Origin of the sequence: Arenibacter sp. F20364 (assembly GCF_023015905.1) — a bacterium.
In the GTDB taxonomy this organism is placed as follows: Bacteria; Bacteroidota; Bacteroidia; order Flavobacteriales; family Flavobacteriaceae; genus Arenibacter.
Genome location: NZ_JALKBD010000010.1, coordinates 82,881 through 99,222 on the forward strand (window position 1 = coordinate 82,881; position 16,342 = coordinate 99,222).

Below are 16,342 nucleotides of genomic sequence, written 5' to 3' on the forward strand. Positions count from 1 at the left end.
GTGCCAGGGAACTTCTAGGATTACTATCAAGATTTCTTTATCCGGATCGATTAGGGATAGATGATTTAAATCATTTTTTTAGAAGAAGGAAGTTGGCATTTTTGAAGTACATCAATTTAAACAAAATAATATAAGGTATGAAAGAGTCAGTAAATATATTTCAAAGTCAAAGGGAGTTTCACGTGTTTGTAGCCAATTCCTTTTCTGATTTAACGCGGTTAAAAAATGAGGGAGACCTTAAGGCATTCAATGAGTTACTGTTAAAGGCCATGCCCGAAGTTAGGCGATATGTCCAAAAAAACCTCAACCGGGCCGTGGTAAAGGGCAAGATTGATAGGAACAGGTATAGGACAGACGATATTATTGATCAGCTATTTATAGAGGTATATGACCATTTGGATGAGATAAATAATAAAAATGAGCTGCATCCATGGATGTTCAAGAAAGTGGATGAATTGCTGGAGACAATCTTTGTGGAGGAAGAATTTGATGCCTTGTTCCTTGAAAATATAGATGCCTACTCCAAACCTGAATGGGAAAGCATGCAGGAAAAATTCACTACGGATGGAGACGGGGATTTAATTATGAACGAAGAATTGGATGATATTTCCTATGCCAAGGATGACTATGTACTAAACCATATTTTTGTTGGGGATGACGATCAAAAAGTATTACTCCAATTGGACAAGGAATTGGGAGCGGAGAACATTAGAAAACACTCAGAAATGGTCCTATATCATATGCCCAAGCAAATGCGAAGGGTATTTGAACTGTTTACGGAACATCAATTTGATATAGCGGAAATTGCCAAAATACACAATAGTACCGTTCAAGAAATAGAATCGATTTTGAAGACTGCCAGGAAAAGTCTAAGGACCAGCTTCATCAAGAGATATTTGGACTAATAACTGTGAATTTTAATTTATGGAACTATGAACACTGGACCAAAGTCAAAAAAAGAAATATTGATAGGTGAAGGGCTGGATGCCTTACACAAGGAAAGTAGGGAATGGTTGAACATCATTGCCTTTTGGAAGGACGAAGCTAGGTTCTTTACAGATTTGCTGGATAAGGAACAGGTAAAAGCTTCGGAATACGGACAGATGTTACAATATCTGGACAAGATTCACGAAACCTTATTTGATTATTTGGCAGAGGATATTGTAGCCCATGAAAGTCTATTGTCCCGTTTACTAAAGGGGGAGAAAGGACTATCCGATCAGGATTTCCGGGAAAAACATTCAAATATCAGGGACCAAATGGATTTGTTTACCAAAGACTTTATGGAATTTAAAAAAATGGTTTTTGGGTATGCCAAGAAATTATGATTATACCTTAGTACCATGAAAAGTTGAAAGAATAATAAAGAACTGAAAGTTATGGAAATTTCAATTTACACTTCGGAGAATAGGAAAATGGATAGTATTGCCAATTTTTTGGAATTCTACTATAGCTTTCGGTTGAAACATCTGGCCAGTGATTTGTTGGAACAAGGTTTATCGCCCAATCAAATTACGGAGGCTGTGGTCAAGGCCATGAGCGTAGGGAAATCTTCCGGTTTGGATATGGACCAACATTTTAGGCCGGTTTTCACCGGAATCCAAAAGCAAGTTGTGAGCGACTGCAAGTTGTCACATTTGGCCTATGGTTTGGTGCTTATGAACGCGGACTCTGAACTCCAGGTCGTAGGTGATTTTCAGATTAGCGTCCTACAGGAATATATAGGCCACTACGGATCTTTTTAGAATTCGATGTCCAAAGAGATGGGACAGTGGTCGGAACCAAAATAATCCGATAGGATATCTACAGACTTTATACGGTCTACCAAAGACTTGCTTACCAAGAAATAATCTATACGCCAGCCGGTATTTCTTTCCCGCGACTTAAAGCGGTAGCTCCAATAGGTATATGCCACGGTATCTGGATGAAAATGCCGAAACGAATCCACAAAACCAGATTTGACAAAATTGTCCATTCCGTCAATTTCAATTTGGGTGTATCCTGCAGTTTTATTATAGTTGCTTTTATCGTTCTTAAGGTCCATTGCCCTATGGGCCACGTTAAAGTCCCCGCAAGCAATTACAGGTTTTGTCTTTTCAAGGTTTTTGAGATAGTTCAGAAAATCGACATCCCATTGTTTACGGTAGTCCAGTCGGTCCAATTGCTGTCCGGAATTGGGTACGTATACGTTTACCAAATAAAAGTCATTATACTCGGCGCATAGTATTCTACCTTCGCTATCGTGCTCCGTTACCTGCATATCCCTGGTTACGGCAAGAGGTTCGGTTTTACTGATGAGTGCGGTTCCGGAATATCCCTTCTTATCTGCAGAATTGGAATGCATGGTATAATGTTCCATTGCCGAAAGTGTCTCCTCTACCTCGTGGTCCTGTGCCTTGGTCTCTTGAAGACATAGAATATCAGGGGCCATTTTATTTACGGATTCGAAAAAATCTTTTTTGGCAACGGCCCTAATGCCATTGACATTCCATGAAATTATTCTCATTGTTTGGATTTTATTTTGGACAATGCTATGAAAAAAACAATTATGAATAAAGATAATGATTCCGAACTGTTTTTATAAAATGATCACTTAAAGTTTTGCCCATTTTATCATCATCTATTGGAAGAAATGGAATAAGGTTTACTCTTCCTTATTCCTATAAATTGAGATTAGAATAACCAATCCAATAATGGCGGAAAGACTAAAACCTATAGCGCCCAATAAGGGTATTCCGCTAATCTTTGGTGGCATATCGGCCATTACCAAAAGGGCAGAGCCAATGGAGAGTGCTGCAATAATAACCGCATAGACCAAACGGTTAAAGGCAGTTTTCAGGGACTTTCTAAAATCGTCCAGGCCTTTGTGCTCATGTACAATGACTAATTTCCCGTCTTTGATCTTGTCTACTATTTCATTAATGTCCGTCGGTAATTTATCCAATAGTGCATTGTAATCTTGAAATCTATTCAGGTTTTTTTGAAAAAGTCGCTTTAGGCCAAATCTTTTACGGCTAATCTTGGTCATATAGGGTTCTAGATTATCCGTTATGTTGAATTCTGGATCCAATTTTAGGCCTACACCTTCAATTATAACCAAAGCGCGTATAAGAATGTACAAGTAATGCGGTATGGTAATCTTATTTTCATAAAGAACATTTTTAAATTGCTTCAAGGTGGTCCCCAACTTAATGTTAGCGATAGATGTATTGCTTATGCCTTGAATCAATTCGTACAAATCATACTCCAGTTTTTTTTCGTCGGGAATGTCAGTTTTTAAAGCTATTTTTTTTAGAACGGAAATTATTTTCCTTACATCTTTTTTTAAAAAACAAAGCAGCAGTTCTATAAGTGCCTCCTTGTCGTTGGGCATAATGGTACCCATCATACCAAAATCTATAAAGCAGATTTTTTGGATCTCAGGTAACACAAATAGATTTCCAGGGTGTGGATCCGCGTGAAAAAAGCCATGTTCCAAAACCTGTTCCAAATATAGATCTACCCCAACTTTGGCGACGGAGCTGGAATCAATGTTGCTTTCCTTTAATTTATGCAGCTCGGAAACCTTGATTCCGTCTATCCACTCCATACAAATGATATGGTCATTGCTAAGTTCGCGATATAGATGGGGGACATAGATAGCCTTGTTGTCCTTAAAATTAATGGCGAAATGTTCCATATTGTCCATTTCTCTATGAAAACTAAGTTCTTCGTTGATGCTTTTTTCAAAGGATTCCACCAACTTTACAGGCTGAAAGGCCTTGACCTGTGTGCTATATTTTTCCATAGCTTCCGCAACTTCCTTCATAATGGAAATGTCAGAGGCAATGACTTCGGCTATATTGGGACGCTGTATTTTTAATACTACCCAATCCCCATTGGAGAGCTGTGCCTTATGGACTTGGGCCAATGAGGCAGCCGCCAAGGGTTGGGGATCAATGGAAAGGAAATGTTGGGAACAATCAATATCCAGTTCTTGTGACAAAACTTTTTCTACGTCAAAATTCTGTAGGGTAGGAGCATGGTCCTGTAGTTTTTCTAGCTCTTTAACCAGGTCTAGTGGCAACATATCGTCCCGGTTGCTCATAATTTGCCCCATCTTTACATAGGAAGGACCCAATTCTTCCAGTACCATACGGATGCGTTCATATGTGGATCCGGATAACCGCTTTTCTGTATCAGGGTGTTTAAGGAGGTAATTTTTGGGAATGAATTTTTGGGCCGTACTACTGGCCATGACATCCTCAAAACCATATTTGGTAAGTACTACAAATAGGGCATTGTATCTTTTAAGATTTTGTTTTTGTGGAAATTTTATACCAAACATAAAATTTATAGGTACTTGGTCAAAAAACGAAAGAATTCCTTTTTAAGATCCGAATAGATTTCTTCCTGCATCTCCATTTTTTTTCGGAACTCCATATGTTTTTTTACCATAATGGTATCCATGGCATCATGTGACAACAAATCTTGTTCGGCCATGCGGGATTCATGGCTTTCCATTTCTTCCAATAAATCCTCAATTACTCCGCCGTGTAGGATAAATTCGTTCTGAAAGTGATCCAATTGTTTTAATACCTCTTTTTTGGTCCACCTAGTAACCAGTTCACTAAGCCTGTTATTGAAAATGATGAGTTCATCCTGCCAAAAGAAGAGTTCCTTCCTCCAAATTTCGTGTTCAAAATGGAGGTTTGAGTTATATATGATTTCTTTTTCCATGATAATTTGCTTTAAGTATTATAAACTTGGCGTACTGCTAAATTATTTAAATGTATTGGCCCCTGAAATGACATATATCATTTGAATAGGAATACATATCCATTTACTTTGATTTCTCAAGTTACAAATTGGAAAAAACGGAAAGTTGCCGGGATCCTTGGGAATAAAGCGCCAAAGGATGCTTTTTACAGTTTGATGTTTATATATAATAAAGTATGCCTTAACAACGGAATGAGAGGTTCGTTGTGGGGTTTTTAAAAGTTCTATAACTTAAATTTATAATCATGAAAAAAAATATGGGTAATTTGGACAGAACCTTGCGTTTTGTGATAGCGGCAGCATTGATCGCTCTTTATTATAACGGTACTATTTCAGGTGTGTTGGGTATTGTACTGGTGGTTTTGGCCATTGTCTTTTTCCTGACCAGCTTTATGGGCTTTTGTCCGCTGTACCGTCCTTTTGGAATAAAAACTTGCAAGGCAAAAAAGGAGTAAGCACTGGTGCTGCCATCTTGAATTTTTTTGTTTGTACCACTCTTTGTTTATGATAGAAAATTTGATTATCCAACCTGGACTCAAAATCTATGATATACTAACTACTGGTTCTGGGCTATTTCGAAAGCCTGTTTCGCAATCTCCAGTTCTTCATTGGTAGGTACTACCAAGATTTTGACTTTGGCCTTGGCACTGCCAATTTCCCTTATGTTGGAAGATTTTGATTCATTTTTGGCTGGGTCCAGTGTTATACCCAGATAATCCATTTCCGTGCATACAAGACTTCTGAGGGTACTGGAGTTTTCCCCGATACCGGCGGTAAAGACTATGGCATCCAAGCCGTTCATGGCTGCTGTATAGGCACCTATATATTTTTTTATGCGGTAGGCATTCATTTCCAAGGCCAGGATACATTCTTTATTTCCGGTTATGGCTTTGGCTTCAATGTCCCTTAAATCCCTATGGCCTGTAAGCCCTAGCATACCACTTTTTTTGGAGAGCAGAGAGTTTACTGCTTCCAAACTATAGCCTAAACTATTTACCAAATAAAAAATAAGGGCGTGGTCTATGTCACCACTCCTAGAGCCCATGATAAGTCCGTTGGAAGGGGTGAAACCCATGGAATGATCAATACTTTTTCCGTCCTTTACCGCAGTTATGCTGCAGCCATGTCCCAGATGAATGGTAATTATCTTGGAGGAATTTAGTTTTAGATGGGAAATGGCCTTTTCGGAAATGTATTTGTGACTAGTACCGTGAAACCCGTAAGCCTGGATACGGTGATCATTATAAAGTTCATTGGGCAAGGCATATTTCTTAGCCTTTACTGGCATGGTCTGGTGGAAGGCTGTATCAAATACCGCAATTTGTTCGGCATTGGGAAAAATTTCCTCCGCCAGCAAAATCCCTTCCAAATTATGTGGATTGTGCAAAGGTGCCAAGACGGAGAGTTCCCTTATTTTATCCTTGACCTCTTGTGTTATCATGGTAGTTTCTGAAAAGCTGTTGCCACCATGTACTACCCTGTGACCTACTAGGGCAATATCTTTGACATTGGTAATAACGCCTTTGTTGGGATCCATCAGGAGTTTGGACATTTTTTTGAACCCGGCACTGTGGTCGGGAATCTCTATGACTTCCTCAATTTTCACTGTATTGGTTTTATAGCTCACGGTCGACTTTTCTGAGCCTATGCGTTCTATCAATCCCTTACAGTTGAGCAGTTCCGAAGGCATTTGAATCAGTTGATATTTAATGGAAGAACTTCCTGCGTTGATGATCAGTATGTTCATAGTTTTGGATTTATTGTTTTAGAATTATAGGCCTTGTGCCTGTATGGCGGTGATGACTACCGTATTGTATATATCATCCACTGTACAGCCACGGCTTAGATCGTTAACAGGTTTGTTCAGGCCTTGTAGCATGGGGCCAATGGCCAGGGCACCTGTTTCCCTTTGGACGGCCTTATAGGTGTTGTTTCCAGTATTTAGATCCGGAAAAATAAATACACTGGCCTGTCCGGCCACTTCCGATTCCGGAAGTTTGCTTTTGCCTACATTTATATCCACTGCGGCATCGTATTGTATGGGGCCTTCCACTTTTAGATCCGGCCGCTTCTTTTTTATAATTTCAGTGGCCTTGCGTACCCTATCCACATCTTCTCCCGCACCGGAAGCTCCGGATGAGTAAGAGAGCATGGCAATCTTGGGTTCAATGCCAAAAGCAGTGCTGGTAGCAGCCGAAGAAATCGCAATTTCCGCCAAATGTTCGGCCGTGGGGTTAGGATTGATAGCGCAATCCCCGAATATGGTAACGCGGTTGGGTAGGCACATAAAGAAGACAGAGGAAACAATGGAAACCTCAGGCCTGGTCTTTATAAATTGCAGTGCCGGCCTAATGGTATGCTGGGTAGTATGTACCGCTCCGGAAACCATGCCATCGGCATGGCCTTTATGGACCATCATGGTTCCAAAATAGGAAACATCTTCCATCAGGTCTTTCGCCATGGCAAGATTGACATTTTTTTCCTTGCGAAGTTCGTACAGGGTGTTGGCATAATCTAAAAAATGGGGGGACGATTTGGGGTCTATGATATTAAAGCCATTGGAATCGAAATTTATGTCCAACTCTGCTATTTTTGTCAATATTTGCTCCTCATTTCCCAACAATGTAATGGTAACGGCATTGGTGTCCAGAAGTTTTTTGGTGGCCATTAGAATACGTTCGTCATTTCCTTCAGGGAGGACAATATGTTTTTTGGAGGATCTTGCCCTTTTAAGAAGATTGTACTGGAACATCCTAGGGGTTATGCCCTCCGCCTCAAAGGTAATTAGACGCTCGGCCAATTCATTTGTGGGTACATATTTTTCAAATTCCTGTATGGAGGTCGTTATTTTTTCCTTATTCTCCGGATATATTCTGGGTTTTATGGTTCCTATACGGTTGGTGACCGAAAATGTTCCATCTGCAACCGATATTATCGGTATAATATCCGAAAGGCCCTCTATTAGTTTAATAATAGAATCTTCTGGCAACAGACCGCCTGTAAGCACAATACCGGATAGATTGGGGTATTTCGATGAGATATTGGCCTGTAAGGCACCTAAAATAATATCGGCCCTATCCCCGGGAGTAATCACCAGACTATCCTTTTTTAAATGGGTAAGATAATTCCGGAGCTGCATGGCCCCTACACTAAACTCACCGGCCTGGTTGTTTAAGAAATCCTTGCCAAACAATACCTTCGCCGATAGTACCTGCGCAATTTCCTTAACGGTAGGATTTCCCAAAATGGGGTTCAAAGGAATGGCACCTATCATTATTTTGTTAGGTAGTTTAGTTTTTAGGCCGGATACCACTTGCTCCAAATTTTCGGGATGGACCTTGTTGGCAACGGTCAGCAGTACTTCAACCCCCTTTTCCTTAAAGGAATCATAGGCCATATATATATTTCCGACCAATTCTTGCAGGGATTTACCCATTCCGTTGGCTATGATAACTGCTGGAATACCCAAATTTTTAGCAATAAGTACATTAATGTCCCATTCAATGATGGCACCTTCCCCTGAAAAATCGGTTCCTTCCACCAAGACAATATCGAACCTATCTTCAATGGCTTTATATTTATTGATGATAGTACCTATAATTTCATCGTCCTTATTCAGGTTTTTAAGTTGTACCACTTGACTGCGGGTATAGGCATAGGAATCTTCGAATTTCTGGTTCACTTCAAAATGCGTTAGCACTGTGTCGATATGGACATCAATCCTGCCCTTTTCAAAGTCATCGATAATTGGCCTGAAATAGCCCACCTTGGCCGTTTTTCCCAATAATAACTGCATTAGACCCAAGGAGACTATAGATTTTCCACTGTTGGGTTCTGTTGTGGCAACATATATGGCTTTACTCATGAATTTATACGATTCTTACAATTTAGATGCAAACGGTTCTTTTATGAGTTGCGAAGTTCGGGCTTAGAAAGAACACCATATATGATAGAAGTCATTTAATGAATCAACAAATGGCTATAATTTTATGGCAGTAACATTTAACCAATATTAGAACTGCTGCACAAAAAATGAAGTTTAGGGTTATGTTCCCTAAATAGGTAACCTACCAGTGAGATTCGCCTATATAATAATATATCTATAATATGAAAACACTACTTTACGCTACAGACTATTCCGAGAATTCGGTCTTTGCCCTGAAATATGCCTATTACATAAGTCAAAAAATAGGACTTAGAATGGTTGTAACCCATGTATTCGAAAACCCAATGGTAGTTGGAACGGAAGTATTTGATGAGTTGCCCAATATGAGTAGTAATGCGTTTAAATTTCACCGATCTAGGCTGGAAAAATTATGCAGTAAATACCTAGGAAGTAATTGGGACAATCCCGATGTACGGTTGGAAGCCGTTCAGCACAATTCGGTAATCAAAGGTATTATTTCAAAGGCCGAAGAATGGCATGCCCAAATGATTGTTGTCGGTACTAAAGGGGAGAGCGGTTTGCAGGAAGTGATTCTGGGCAGTACCACCAAGAAGCTTATTGAAAAAGCGCCATGTCCTGTAATGGCAATTCCCCAAGGTGTGGAGCACACAAACATACAGACCATGGTCTATGCTACGGATTTTGAGGAGGAAGATATACACGCTATTTTAAAACTGACGGAAATAGCCAAGCCATTAGGGGCAAAAATCAAGGTGGTGCATGTATCCACAAATGAGGAATATGCGGGAGATCTATTAATGGAGTGGTTTAGGGATATGCTAAAATCCAAGGTAGATTATCCAGATATCGAGTTCGAACTTTTGTTTTCCGAGGATATATTTGATACCCTGAGGGTTTATCTAGGAGCAGTAGATGCGGATATTGTAGTTATGTTAGAAAGGGAAAAGAAAGGGTTTTTAAATAAATGGTTCCATAAGGACCTAGTAAAGAAAATGGAAGACTACGGCAAGATAACCTTAATGAGTTTTAATGAGCACAACCATCAAACACTATATTTTTAGAGGTTCCAAAACTAAGAATAGAGAAAAATATAAATAACTGCTTATGAGGTAATTAAAATTGATTTTTCCGTTTCTTTGAGAGCAGACGAGAGGTTTGGGAAATTATACATATAATGAGGTATTAACTGCACCTGACCGGACAAGATAACTCTGAACAACTCATTAAAAATCAATCGAAATTAGGTCAATACGGTTTTGTAAGGTATTAAGCCTACGGCCTTTTGCCCTTTTAAGTTCATCCTTCACATCACCTAATCCCATTGCAGTTCCATAGCTCCGTAATATGCCGCACCAAGGAGTGCCGTTTTTTCATTGAGGATTACTTTTACTGGTACCATATCCAAGAGGGCATTTAGACGTCCGGATTGGACAAAGTTGTTATAAAAGACTTCCCTGGTGATACCTGATAGTATTTTTGGCAAGATGCCCCCACCTATATAAATACCCCCGGTAGCCTTGAATTTTAGGGCAAGCTGCGCTGCTTCTATGGCCAAGAATCGTATAAAAAGATCTAGCGTTTCTATACATACGGTATCCTTTCCTTCTATGGCTGTGCTAGTAATTGTGGCCGAGGGATTTCCTTCTGCCATTTGATCAGTTAGCCATTGTGGTTCCATGGTGCCATTAATTTGCCTCAAGAACAAATATAAGTCCAAAATTCCTGGGCCGGATATTAATCTCTCCCAGCTAACATGTTCGTATTTTTCTTGGAAGTGCTGCAAAATTCTAATGTCCAATTCATTGCGTGGACTAAAATCGCAGTGTCCGCCTTCGCAGGCGAAGGGATGATAGTGGGATCCATCCCAGAACATTCCTGCTTCCCCAAGTCCCGTACCCGGAGATATAAGGGCGGCGTTGCCAGGTATTTTTGGTCCGTATTTTAGTGTTTCGAAATCTTTCTCTTGGAGTGCGGCCAGTCCGTAGGCATTGGCCTCCATGTCGTTGAGCAAGGAAACGGAACGTATATGAAGTTCCCTACTAATTTCTTCACTGTCTATGGCCCAAGGAAAATTAGTGCCATGTACCTTGCCCCGGATTACGGGTCCGGCAACACCCAGACATATTCCGTTTATCCTAGGCATATCATCTGTATGGAATGTAGATACCATCTCTAGAAAGGACTTATATTTTTTAGTGGGATATGATTTTTCCTTCAAAGGGACTAGATCCCCGGCCTGGATCTGAAAAAGGGCCAAATTTGTTTTAGTGCCTCCAACATCGGCTGCTAGAATTACCCCTTGGTCGTGGGCTGCCTTGGTATTCATAAAGGCTAAGGGAATCTCCCCTTCATGGATGGCAGGCAAGGAAAATTTTTGAATATTATCCATAAAGTCAATCTTTTATATAAGGGTTATATTTTTTTCCAGTTTAATTTTCTGAAACAAATTAAGTAATCCAATGTCTTCCTTTACTGGTTTTTAGGCAAAAGCCCAAATAAAGGTATATCATCCGAAAAAGTACTGGGTTGGCAGCATAATCCCTTACAAGGTATTCGACCTCCAATTGTTACTTCTCAAATTAAGATTTACAGCTTTGTTTTTTGTCCTAGGATCCATTTGTACAAATTATCGGCGTCCTCCTTGTTGCACAACTGGGTACCCTCATGCATGGTAGCCGCAGTGCCACAGGCTACTCCGTATTTTACCATTTCGCTATAGGTTTTGCCTTTAAGCAAACTAACTATCATACCGGCCACCATACTATCACCCGCCCCAATGGTGCTTTTTTGCAGCACTGTGGGCGCTGGAATATGTTCTATAAGATCCTTTGTAGCCAATAGGGCCCCTTTTGCCCCCAAGGATACAACAAGTATCCCGCAATCATGCTCAGCCAAAAACTTTTTGGCTAATGTCTCCAGTTCCACAACGGAAATGGATTTAACCCCACATAATGTACTCAATTCCCCTAAGTTGGGTTTTAGCATAAATATGCTGGATTTTGTAGCCTTGACCAGGGCCTCCCCGGAAGTGTCCAAAACAAAGCGCGTCTTTTTCCTTTTGGCTATTTCCGCTACCAGAACATAGAAATCATCAGGCATTCCCGGAGGTAATTTACCACTGGCTACCAAGTAATCTCCTTCTTGCAAATTCTCTTCCAATTTTGTCAGTAACGTTTCCCATTCTTCTTTTTTCACCAAAGGGCCAGGGACCCCAAAGCGGTATTGTAAATTGGTAGTGGTATCTGTAACAGCAAGATTATCCCTCGTCCACCCCTTAATGGGCACAGCCATTTGATCAATACCTGCCTTGTCCAATATTTGTCTTAAATGTTCCCCTGTGGGTCCTCCTGCGAGATACATGCAGAGTGATTCCTCTCCCAATTTTTTGAGGGCACGGGATACATTGATGCCCCCGCCTCCTGCGTCATAAGTTGGTGAGCTACAGCGCAGTTTGGTATTGGGGCTGATACCTGGTACCGACACGCTCTTATCTATTACGGGATTTAAGGTAAGTGTTACTACTCTTTTTTGCATCTTAATTATAATTTATGATTGTTCACAGCCCAACAACATGAGATCTGGGCAGAAATTAGACGTTCTAAGCTTAGGTTTCCCATTTCATTGGGGAATACCTAATATTATAGATTGGTTTATGTAAAATAGTTGGGTATCCCGGTTGTAACCACAAAGGAAGTATTTACGAAGGTGACGAAAAATGATATAAATCATCATTCAATCTACTTTCGCTTTTATTATTATGTGTTGGCCTAAGAGTTTGATCATTTAATTTTCAAAGGTGGACCAACTACCTGCATTTCACTGTCTGCAAAAATTTGATCAATTTCTTTTGGTCCGGGCTCATGATCTAAGGAGGACATGGCCACAAAAAAATTCTCTAATTTACCTGCTGGTTGAAGAATTACCATCATCTTACCTTTTTCAGAGACCTGGGTCCAGGCATGTGGGACTTTTCTAGGCAAAAATACGCTATCGCCAACAGTTAGGTCAAAGGTTTCCTCTCCCACCTTAAAATAGTATGCGCCCTCTAGGACATAAAATATTTCATCCTGTGCACTATGGACGTGCAGTGGAGTTCCTTTCCCTTGGGAAAGGGAGGTTTGCTCAAAAATAGCCAGATTATTATCGGTATCGCTTCCAGATATTTTTACATCCAAGATGTTGGCGTTAACCCCTTTCAACTTTATATGGCCATGAATTCTTCCTTCCCCGGCCTTTATCTTAAATCCTTTGTCCTTTCTCTTTAAAATGAAATCCATGGATGAGAACGATACTAATGGAAGTGTTGCTAGACCAGAGAGGGCTGCGATAAACCTATTTCGTTGCATATTCATCAGATAAAAGATTAGCAGGGGAAGTTGGAACCTACTTTATTGTTCCTATATCCAAGTTACGAAATAAGTCAATTGAATTATTTAAATTCACTTTATATTCTATAGAATAAATTCAGGTATTAGCTAGGAAGATATTATTTTAAAGTATGGCAATATAATGTGTAAACAATACGACCGTACGTGTTGAAATTATGTATACTTTGATATTGGCTTTTTATAATGTCAATTACTACTTTCCGCCATTCCAAAACTTACCTTATGATTTTCTGCCATATTTATATTCTTGATTCCTTCAATGAGGGCATCTGGATTAAAGGATATGGAATTGATTCCTTTTTCCACAAGAAATTGGGCAAACTCGGGGTAATCACTGGGAGCTTGTCCGCAAAGTCCAATTTTTGTGTTGGTTTTTCGGGCAGAGGCGATGACCATGTCTATCATTTTTTTTACTCCCGGATCATTGGCGTCAAAAATATCGCTTAAGAGTTCAGAGTCTCGATCCACACCCAAGGTCAATTGGGTAAGGTCGTTGGAGCCAATGGAGAAACCGTCAAAATAAGTAGAGAACTCCTCGGCCAGAAGAACATTGTTGGGTATTTCGGTCATCATATATAGCTGAAGTCCGTTTTCACCTCTTTTCAATCCATAATCGGCCATAAGGTCAACTACTTTTTTAGCTTCCTGAAGGGTACGGCAGAAGGGAATCATAATCTTTACGTTGTTTAGGCCCATATCTTCCCGAACCATTTTCATGGCCTTGCACTCCATTTCAAAAGCTTCTTGATATTTAGGATGATAGTATCTGGATGCACCCCTAAAGCCGATCATTGGGTTGGCTTCTATAGGTTCAAATTCCTTACCTCCAATTAAATTGGCGTATTCGTTGGATTTAAAATCGCTGGTGCGCACAATAACATCCTTGGGATAAAAGGCCGCTGCAATGGTAGCAATGCCCTCTGCTAGCTTATGCACAAAATAATCGGCTTTGTCCGGGTAGTGGTGGGTGAGTTTTTCAATACGTTCCTTTCCAGAGGGGTCCTTTAGGGTGTCAAAATGCTTTAAGGCCATCGGATGGATTTGGATGGAATTATTGATGACAAACTCCAATCGCATAAGACCAACACCGGCAGTGGGATAAAAGGACAGTTTGAACGCCTGTTCCGGATCGGCCAATATTAGCATGGGCTGGGTCAATGGTTTTTTCAGTGTCTTGGTATCCACTTCCTTTTCTTCCCATTTGAGTATTCCGTCATAGACAATTCCTGTATCCCCAGCGGCACAGGAAATGGTAATATCCTGACCATCTTTGATTGTTTTTGTAGCATTGAGGGTTCCCACAATAGCTGCAGCACCTACCTCACGTGCAACAATGGCGGCGTGGCTAGTGCGTCCTCCTTGGTCCGTTATGATTCCTCCTGCTTTTTTAAGGATGGGATCCCAATCGGGATCTGTCTTTTCCGTGATAAGAATTTCTCCTGGTAGAAGTTTGTCGGATTCAAGGGGGCTATGGATAATTCTTGCTTTCCCAGCGGATATTTTGTTGCCCAGACCCATTCCACTGGTAATTTCCCTGCCTTTCTCAAGTAGGGTGAAGGTGGTGATTTTAAGTTTGTCTTTTTTAGCACTTTGCACGGTCTCCGGTCTGGCCTGTACTATAAATAATTCATTGGTCAATCCGTCTTTTGCCCATTCAATATCCATTGGACGGCCATAATGATCTTCTATAATCATAGACCATTCGGCAAGTTTCAGGACCTCGGAATCATTAAGAACAAATTGCTTTTGTTTCTCAATCTTGGTATCAAGGTTAAGCGTGCCGCTTCCAGAGGTGTCGTAAATCATGGTTTTTTCCTTACTCCCCAGGTTTCTTGAAATTATGGGTCGGGGAATACCCTTTTTAATACTGGGCTTAAAAACGAAGTACTCGTCGGGATTTACACTGCCCTGTACAATATTTTCCCCTAACCCCCAAGTGCTGGAAACAAGGACTACCTGATCAAATCCGGTGTCCGGATCTATGGTAAAATTTACACCGGAACAGGCCAAATCTGATCTCACCATTAGTTGAACACCTATGGATAGTGCTACTTTAGTCTGATCAAAATGATTGTCTTCGCGATATTTGATGGCCCTATCCGTAAATAATGAGGCATAACATTTATGACAGGCTGCTATTAATTCATCAAAACCCCTTACGTTGAGGTAGGTTTCCTGTTGTCCTGCAAAACTGGCATTGGGAAGGTCTTCTGCCGTGGCACTACTGCGAACTGCCAGGGAAATTTCGGGGCCGTATTTTTTCACCAGTGCATTATAACCTTTTTCTAAGGAAATTTTGATCGCTTGTGGAAAATCGGCCTTGGCAATACTCGTTCTTATGGTGTTGCCTACTTCCCGTAAATTGGAAAAATCCTTCTTATCCAATTTTTCAATTTCCCTAAATATGGATTCCTTCAAATGAGCTTCTTTTAAGAAAAGCCAATAGGCGTCCGAAGTAGTAGCAAATCCGTCAGGAACCTGCACTCCCTTTGAGGTCAGTTTCTGGAACATTTCGCCCAAAGAGGCATTTTTGCCACCCACCTCGGGAACATCCAATATCTCAATTTCGTTAAAGTGCTTTACAAAGTTTTTCATCACCACGCATAAAATGTTTTTTTAAAGTACTTATACAGGGACGTACATCCCATTTATAATAGCTGGAAAAATAGGGGGAACTAACCTGGGGGGATTAAGCTAGGTTTCTTTTCTTTTTCCAGTAATCTCCAATATCTTGATACGATATACAGTTGGAATTCCGCGGGAGTACAATTTGCTTGAAAATTCACTAATAAATTCGGTTTCCCTATTTTCCTTGCGAAGGATTAGGGCTTTTAACCCTTCGGAAAACTGATGTAATTTATATTTGGCGTCGGTACCTTGGAGTTCTTCGTAGGTGCCATGGGCCATAACCGTTTGCCAATTTTTAAAAGACTTTATATCCTCTACCAATAGTGAAACGGCATTATTATCGCGCATAGCATCTATCTTATGGCCGTCTGCAGAATAACTTATTAACGAATGATCGTCCTTGTCATAGAAATAAGTAATAGGGAGTACATATGGCTTATCCTGGAAAATATATCCCAAGTAGCCAGTATAGTTATTTTTAAGTAAACGAATACTTTCGCTCGTGGTCAAATTTGTCATATTCCTTTTTATATAATCTTTATACTATCCTTAAGCGTTTTATGGAGTGTTCTAAAAAGCCTTTCGCATAAAACCTTGATAGGATCAAATCTAGTTCCTTCTTTTTTGGAAAAATATGATATCGGTCAGTTCTGACTTCTGT

15 protein-coding genes are annotated in these 16,342 nt (G+C 40.3%); 5 read left to right on the plus strand and 10 right to left on the minus strand.

Features of this window, described 5'->3' with window-relative positions:
- Positions 1–137: 137 nt before the first annotated feature.
- The 3 genes from MWU84_RS10270 to MWU84_RS10280 are packed head-to-tail and all read left to right on the plus strand — an operon-like array spanning position 138 to position 1,745.
- On the plus strand, positions 138–905 hold the full coding sequence (locus tag MWU84_RS10270; RefSeq protein ID WP_246901329.1) for a sigma-70 family RNA polymerase sigma factor: 768 nt from the start codon (positions 138–140) through the stop codon (positions 903–905).
- 27 nt (positions 906–932) lie between these two features.
- Positions 933–1,328: a hypothetical protein gene (locus MWU84_RS10275; RefSeq protein WP_246901330.1), complete on the plus strand. Its 396-nt coding sequence runs from the start codon at positions 933–935 to the stop codon at positions 1,326–1,328.
- A 51-nt stretch (positions 1,329–1,379) separates the two neighbouring features.
- Positions 1,380–1,745, plus strand: a complete 366-nt coding sequence (locus tag MWU84_RS10280) for a hypothetical protein (protein WP_246901332.1) — start codon at positions 1,380–1,382, stop codon at positions 1,743–1,745.
- On the opposite strand, the gene MWU84_RS10285 is transcribed toward MWU84_RS10280, so the two are convergent.
- The 3 genes from MWU84_RS10285 to MWU84_RS10295 form a co-directional block, all read right to left on the minus strand.
- On the minus strand, positions 1,742–2,506 hold the full coding sequence (locus MWU84_RS10285) for an exodeoxyribonuclease III (RefSeq protein ID WP_246901334.1): 765 nt from the start codon (positions 2,504–2,506) through the stop codon (positions 1,742–1,744). The genes MWU84_RS10280 and MWU84_RS10285 overlap by 4 nt on opposite strands.
- Before the next feature lie 138 nt (positions 2,507–2,644).
- Positions 2,645–4,327 carry an AarF/ABC1/UbiB kinase family protein gene (locus MWU84_RS10290; RefSeq protein ID WP_246901336.1) on the minus strand — a complete coding sequence of 561 codons (1,683 nt, stop codon included), beginning with the start codon at positions 4,325–4,327 and terminating at the stop codon, positions 2,645–2,647.
- 5 nt (positions 4,328–4,332) lie between these two features.
- A complete protein-coding gene (locus MWU84_RS10295; protein ID WP_246901338.1) occupies positions 4,333–4,719 on the minus strand; it encodes a hypothetical protein in 387 nt (128 codons plus the stop codon).
- Positions 4,720–5,003: 284 nt separating this feature from the next.
- On the opposite strand from MWU84_RS10295, the gene MWU84_RS10300 reads away from it, so the two are divergent.
- Complete coding sequence (locus MWU84_RS10300; RefSeq protein WP_246901340.1) at positions 5,004–5,213, plus strand: DUF2892 domain-containing protein; 210 nt, start codon at positions 5,004–5,006, stop codon at positions 5,211–5,213.
- A gap of 101 nt (positions 5,214–5,314) precedes the next feature.
- Here the strand turns inward: MWU84_RS10300 and MWU84_RS10305 are convergent, their stop codons facing one another.
- Together MWU84_RS10305 and pta are read right to left on the minus strand one after the other, a co-directional pair.
- A complete protein-coding gene (locus MWU84_RS10305) occupies positions 5,315–6,505 on the minus strand; it encodes an acetate kinase (protein ID WP_246901341.1) in 1,191 nt (396 codons plus the stop codon).
- Between the two features lie 24 nt (positions 6,506–6,529).
- Complete coding sequence (gene pta, locus MWU84_RS10310) at positions 6,530–8,623, minus strand: phosphate acetyltransferase (RefSeq protein WP_246901342.1); 2,094 nt, start codon at positions 8,621–8,623, stop codon at positions 6,530–6,532.
- 242 nt (positions 8,624–8,865) lie between these two features.
- Between pta and MWU84_RS10315 the strand changes: the two genes are divergently transcribed.
- A complete protein-coding gene (locus MWU84_RS10315; RefSeq protein WP_246901343.1) occupies positions 8,866–9,726 on the plus strand; it encodes a universal stress protein in 861 nt (286 codons plus the stop codon).
- A gap of 251 nt (positions 9,727–9,977) precedes the next feature.
- Here the strand turns inward: MWU84_RS10315 and glk are convergent, their stop codons facing one another.
- From glk to MWU84_RS10340, 5 genes are all read right to left on the minus strand, one after another.
- Positions 9,978–11,054 carry a glucokinase gene (glk, locus tag MWU84_RS10320; protein WP_246901344.1) on the minus strand — a complete coding sequence of 359 codons (1,077 nt, stop codon included), beginning with the start codon at positions 11,052–11,054 and terminating at the stop codon, positions 9,978–9,980.
- Positions 11,055–11,251: 197 nt separating this feature from the next.
- The gene (locus MWU84_RS10325) at positions 11,252–12,199 is read right to left on the minus strand and encodes a 1-phosphofructokinase family hexose kinase (RefSeq protein WP_246901345.1); all 948 of its coding nucleotides are present in this window, start codon (positions 12,197–12,199) and stop codon (positions 11,252–11,254) included.
- 245 nt (positions 12,200–12,444) lie between these two features.
- Positions 12,445–13,017: a cupin domain-containing protein gene (locus MWU84_RS10330; RefSeq protein WP_246901347.1), complete on the minus strand. Its 573-nt coding sequence runs from the start codon at positions 13,015–13,017 to the stop codon at positions 12,445–12,447.
- A 222-nt stretch (positions 13,018–13,239) separates the two neighbouring features.
- Positions 13,240–15,648 carry a phosphoenolpyruvate synthase gene (gene ppsA / locus MWU84_RS10335; protein WP_246901349.1) on the minus strand — a complete coding sequence of 803 codons (2,409 nt, stop codon included), beginning with the start codon at positions 15,646–15,648 and terminating at the stop codon, positions 13,240–13,242.
- A gap of 99 nt (positions 15,649–15,747) precedes the next feature.
- Positions 15,748–16,200, minus strand: coding sequence for a pyridoxamine 5'-phosphate oxidase family protein (locus MWU84_RS10340; RefSeq protein ID WP_246901351.1), 453 nt, complete (start codon positions 16,198–16,200; stop codon positions 15,748–15,750).
- Positions 16,201–16,342: the final 142 nt, after the last annotated feature.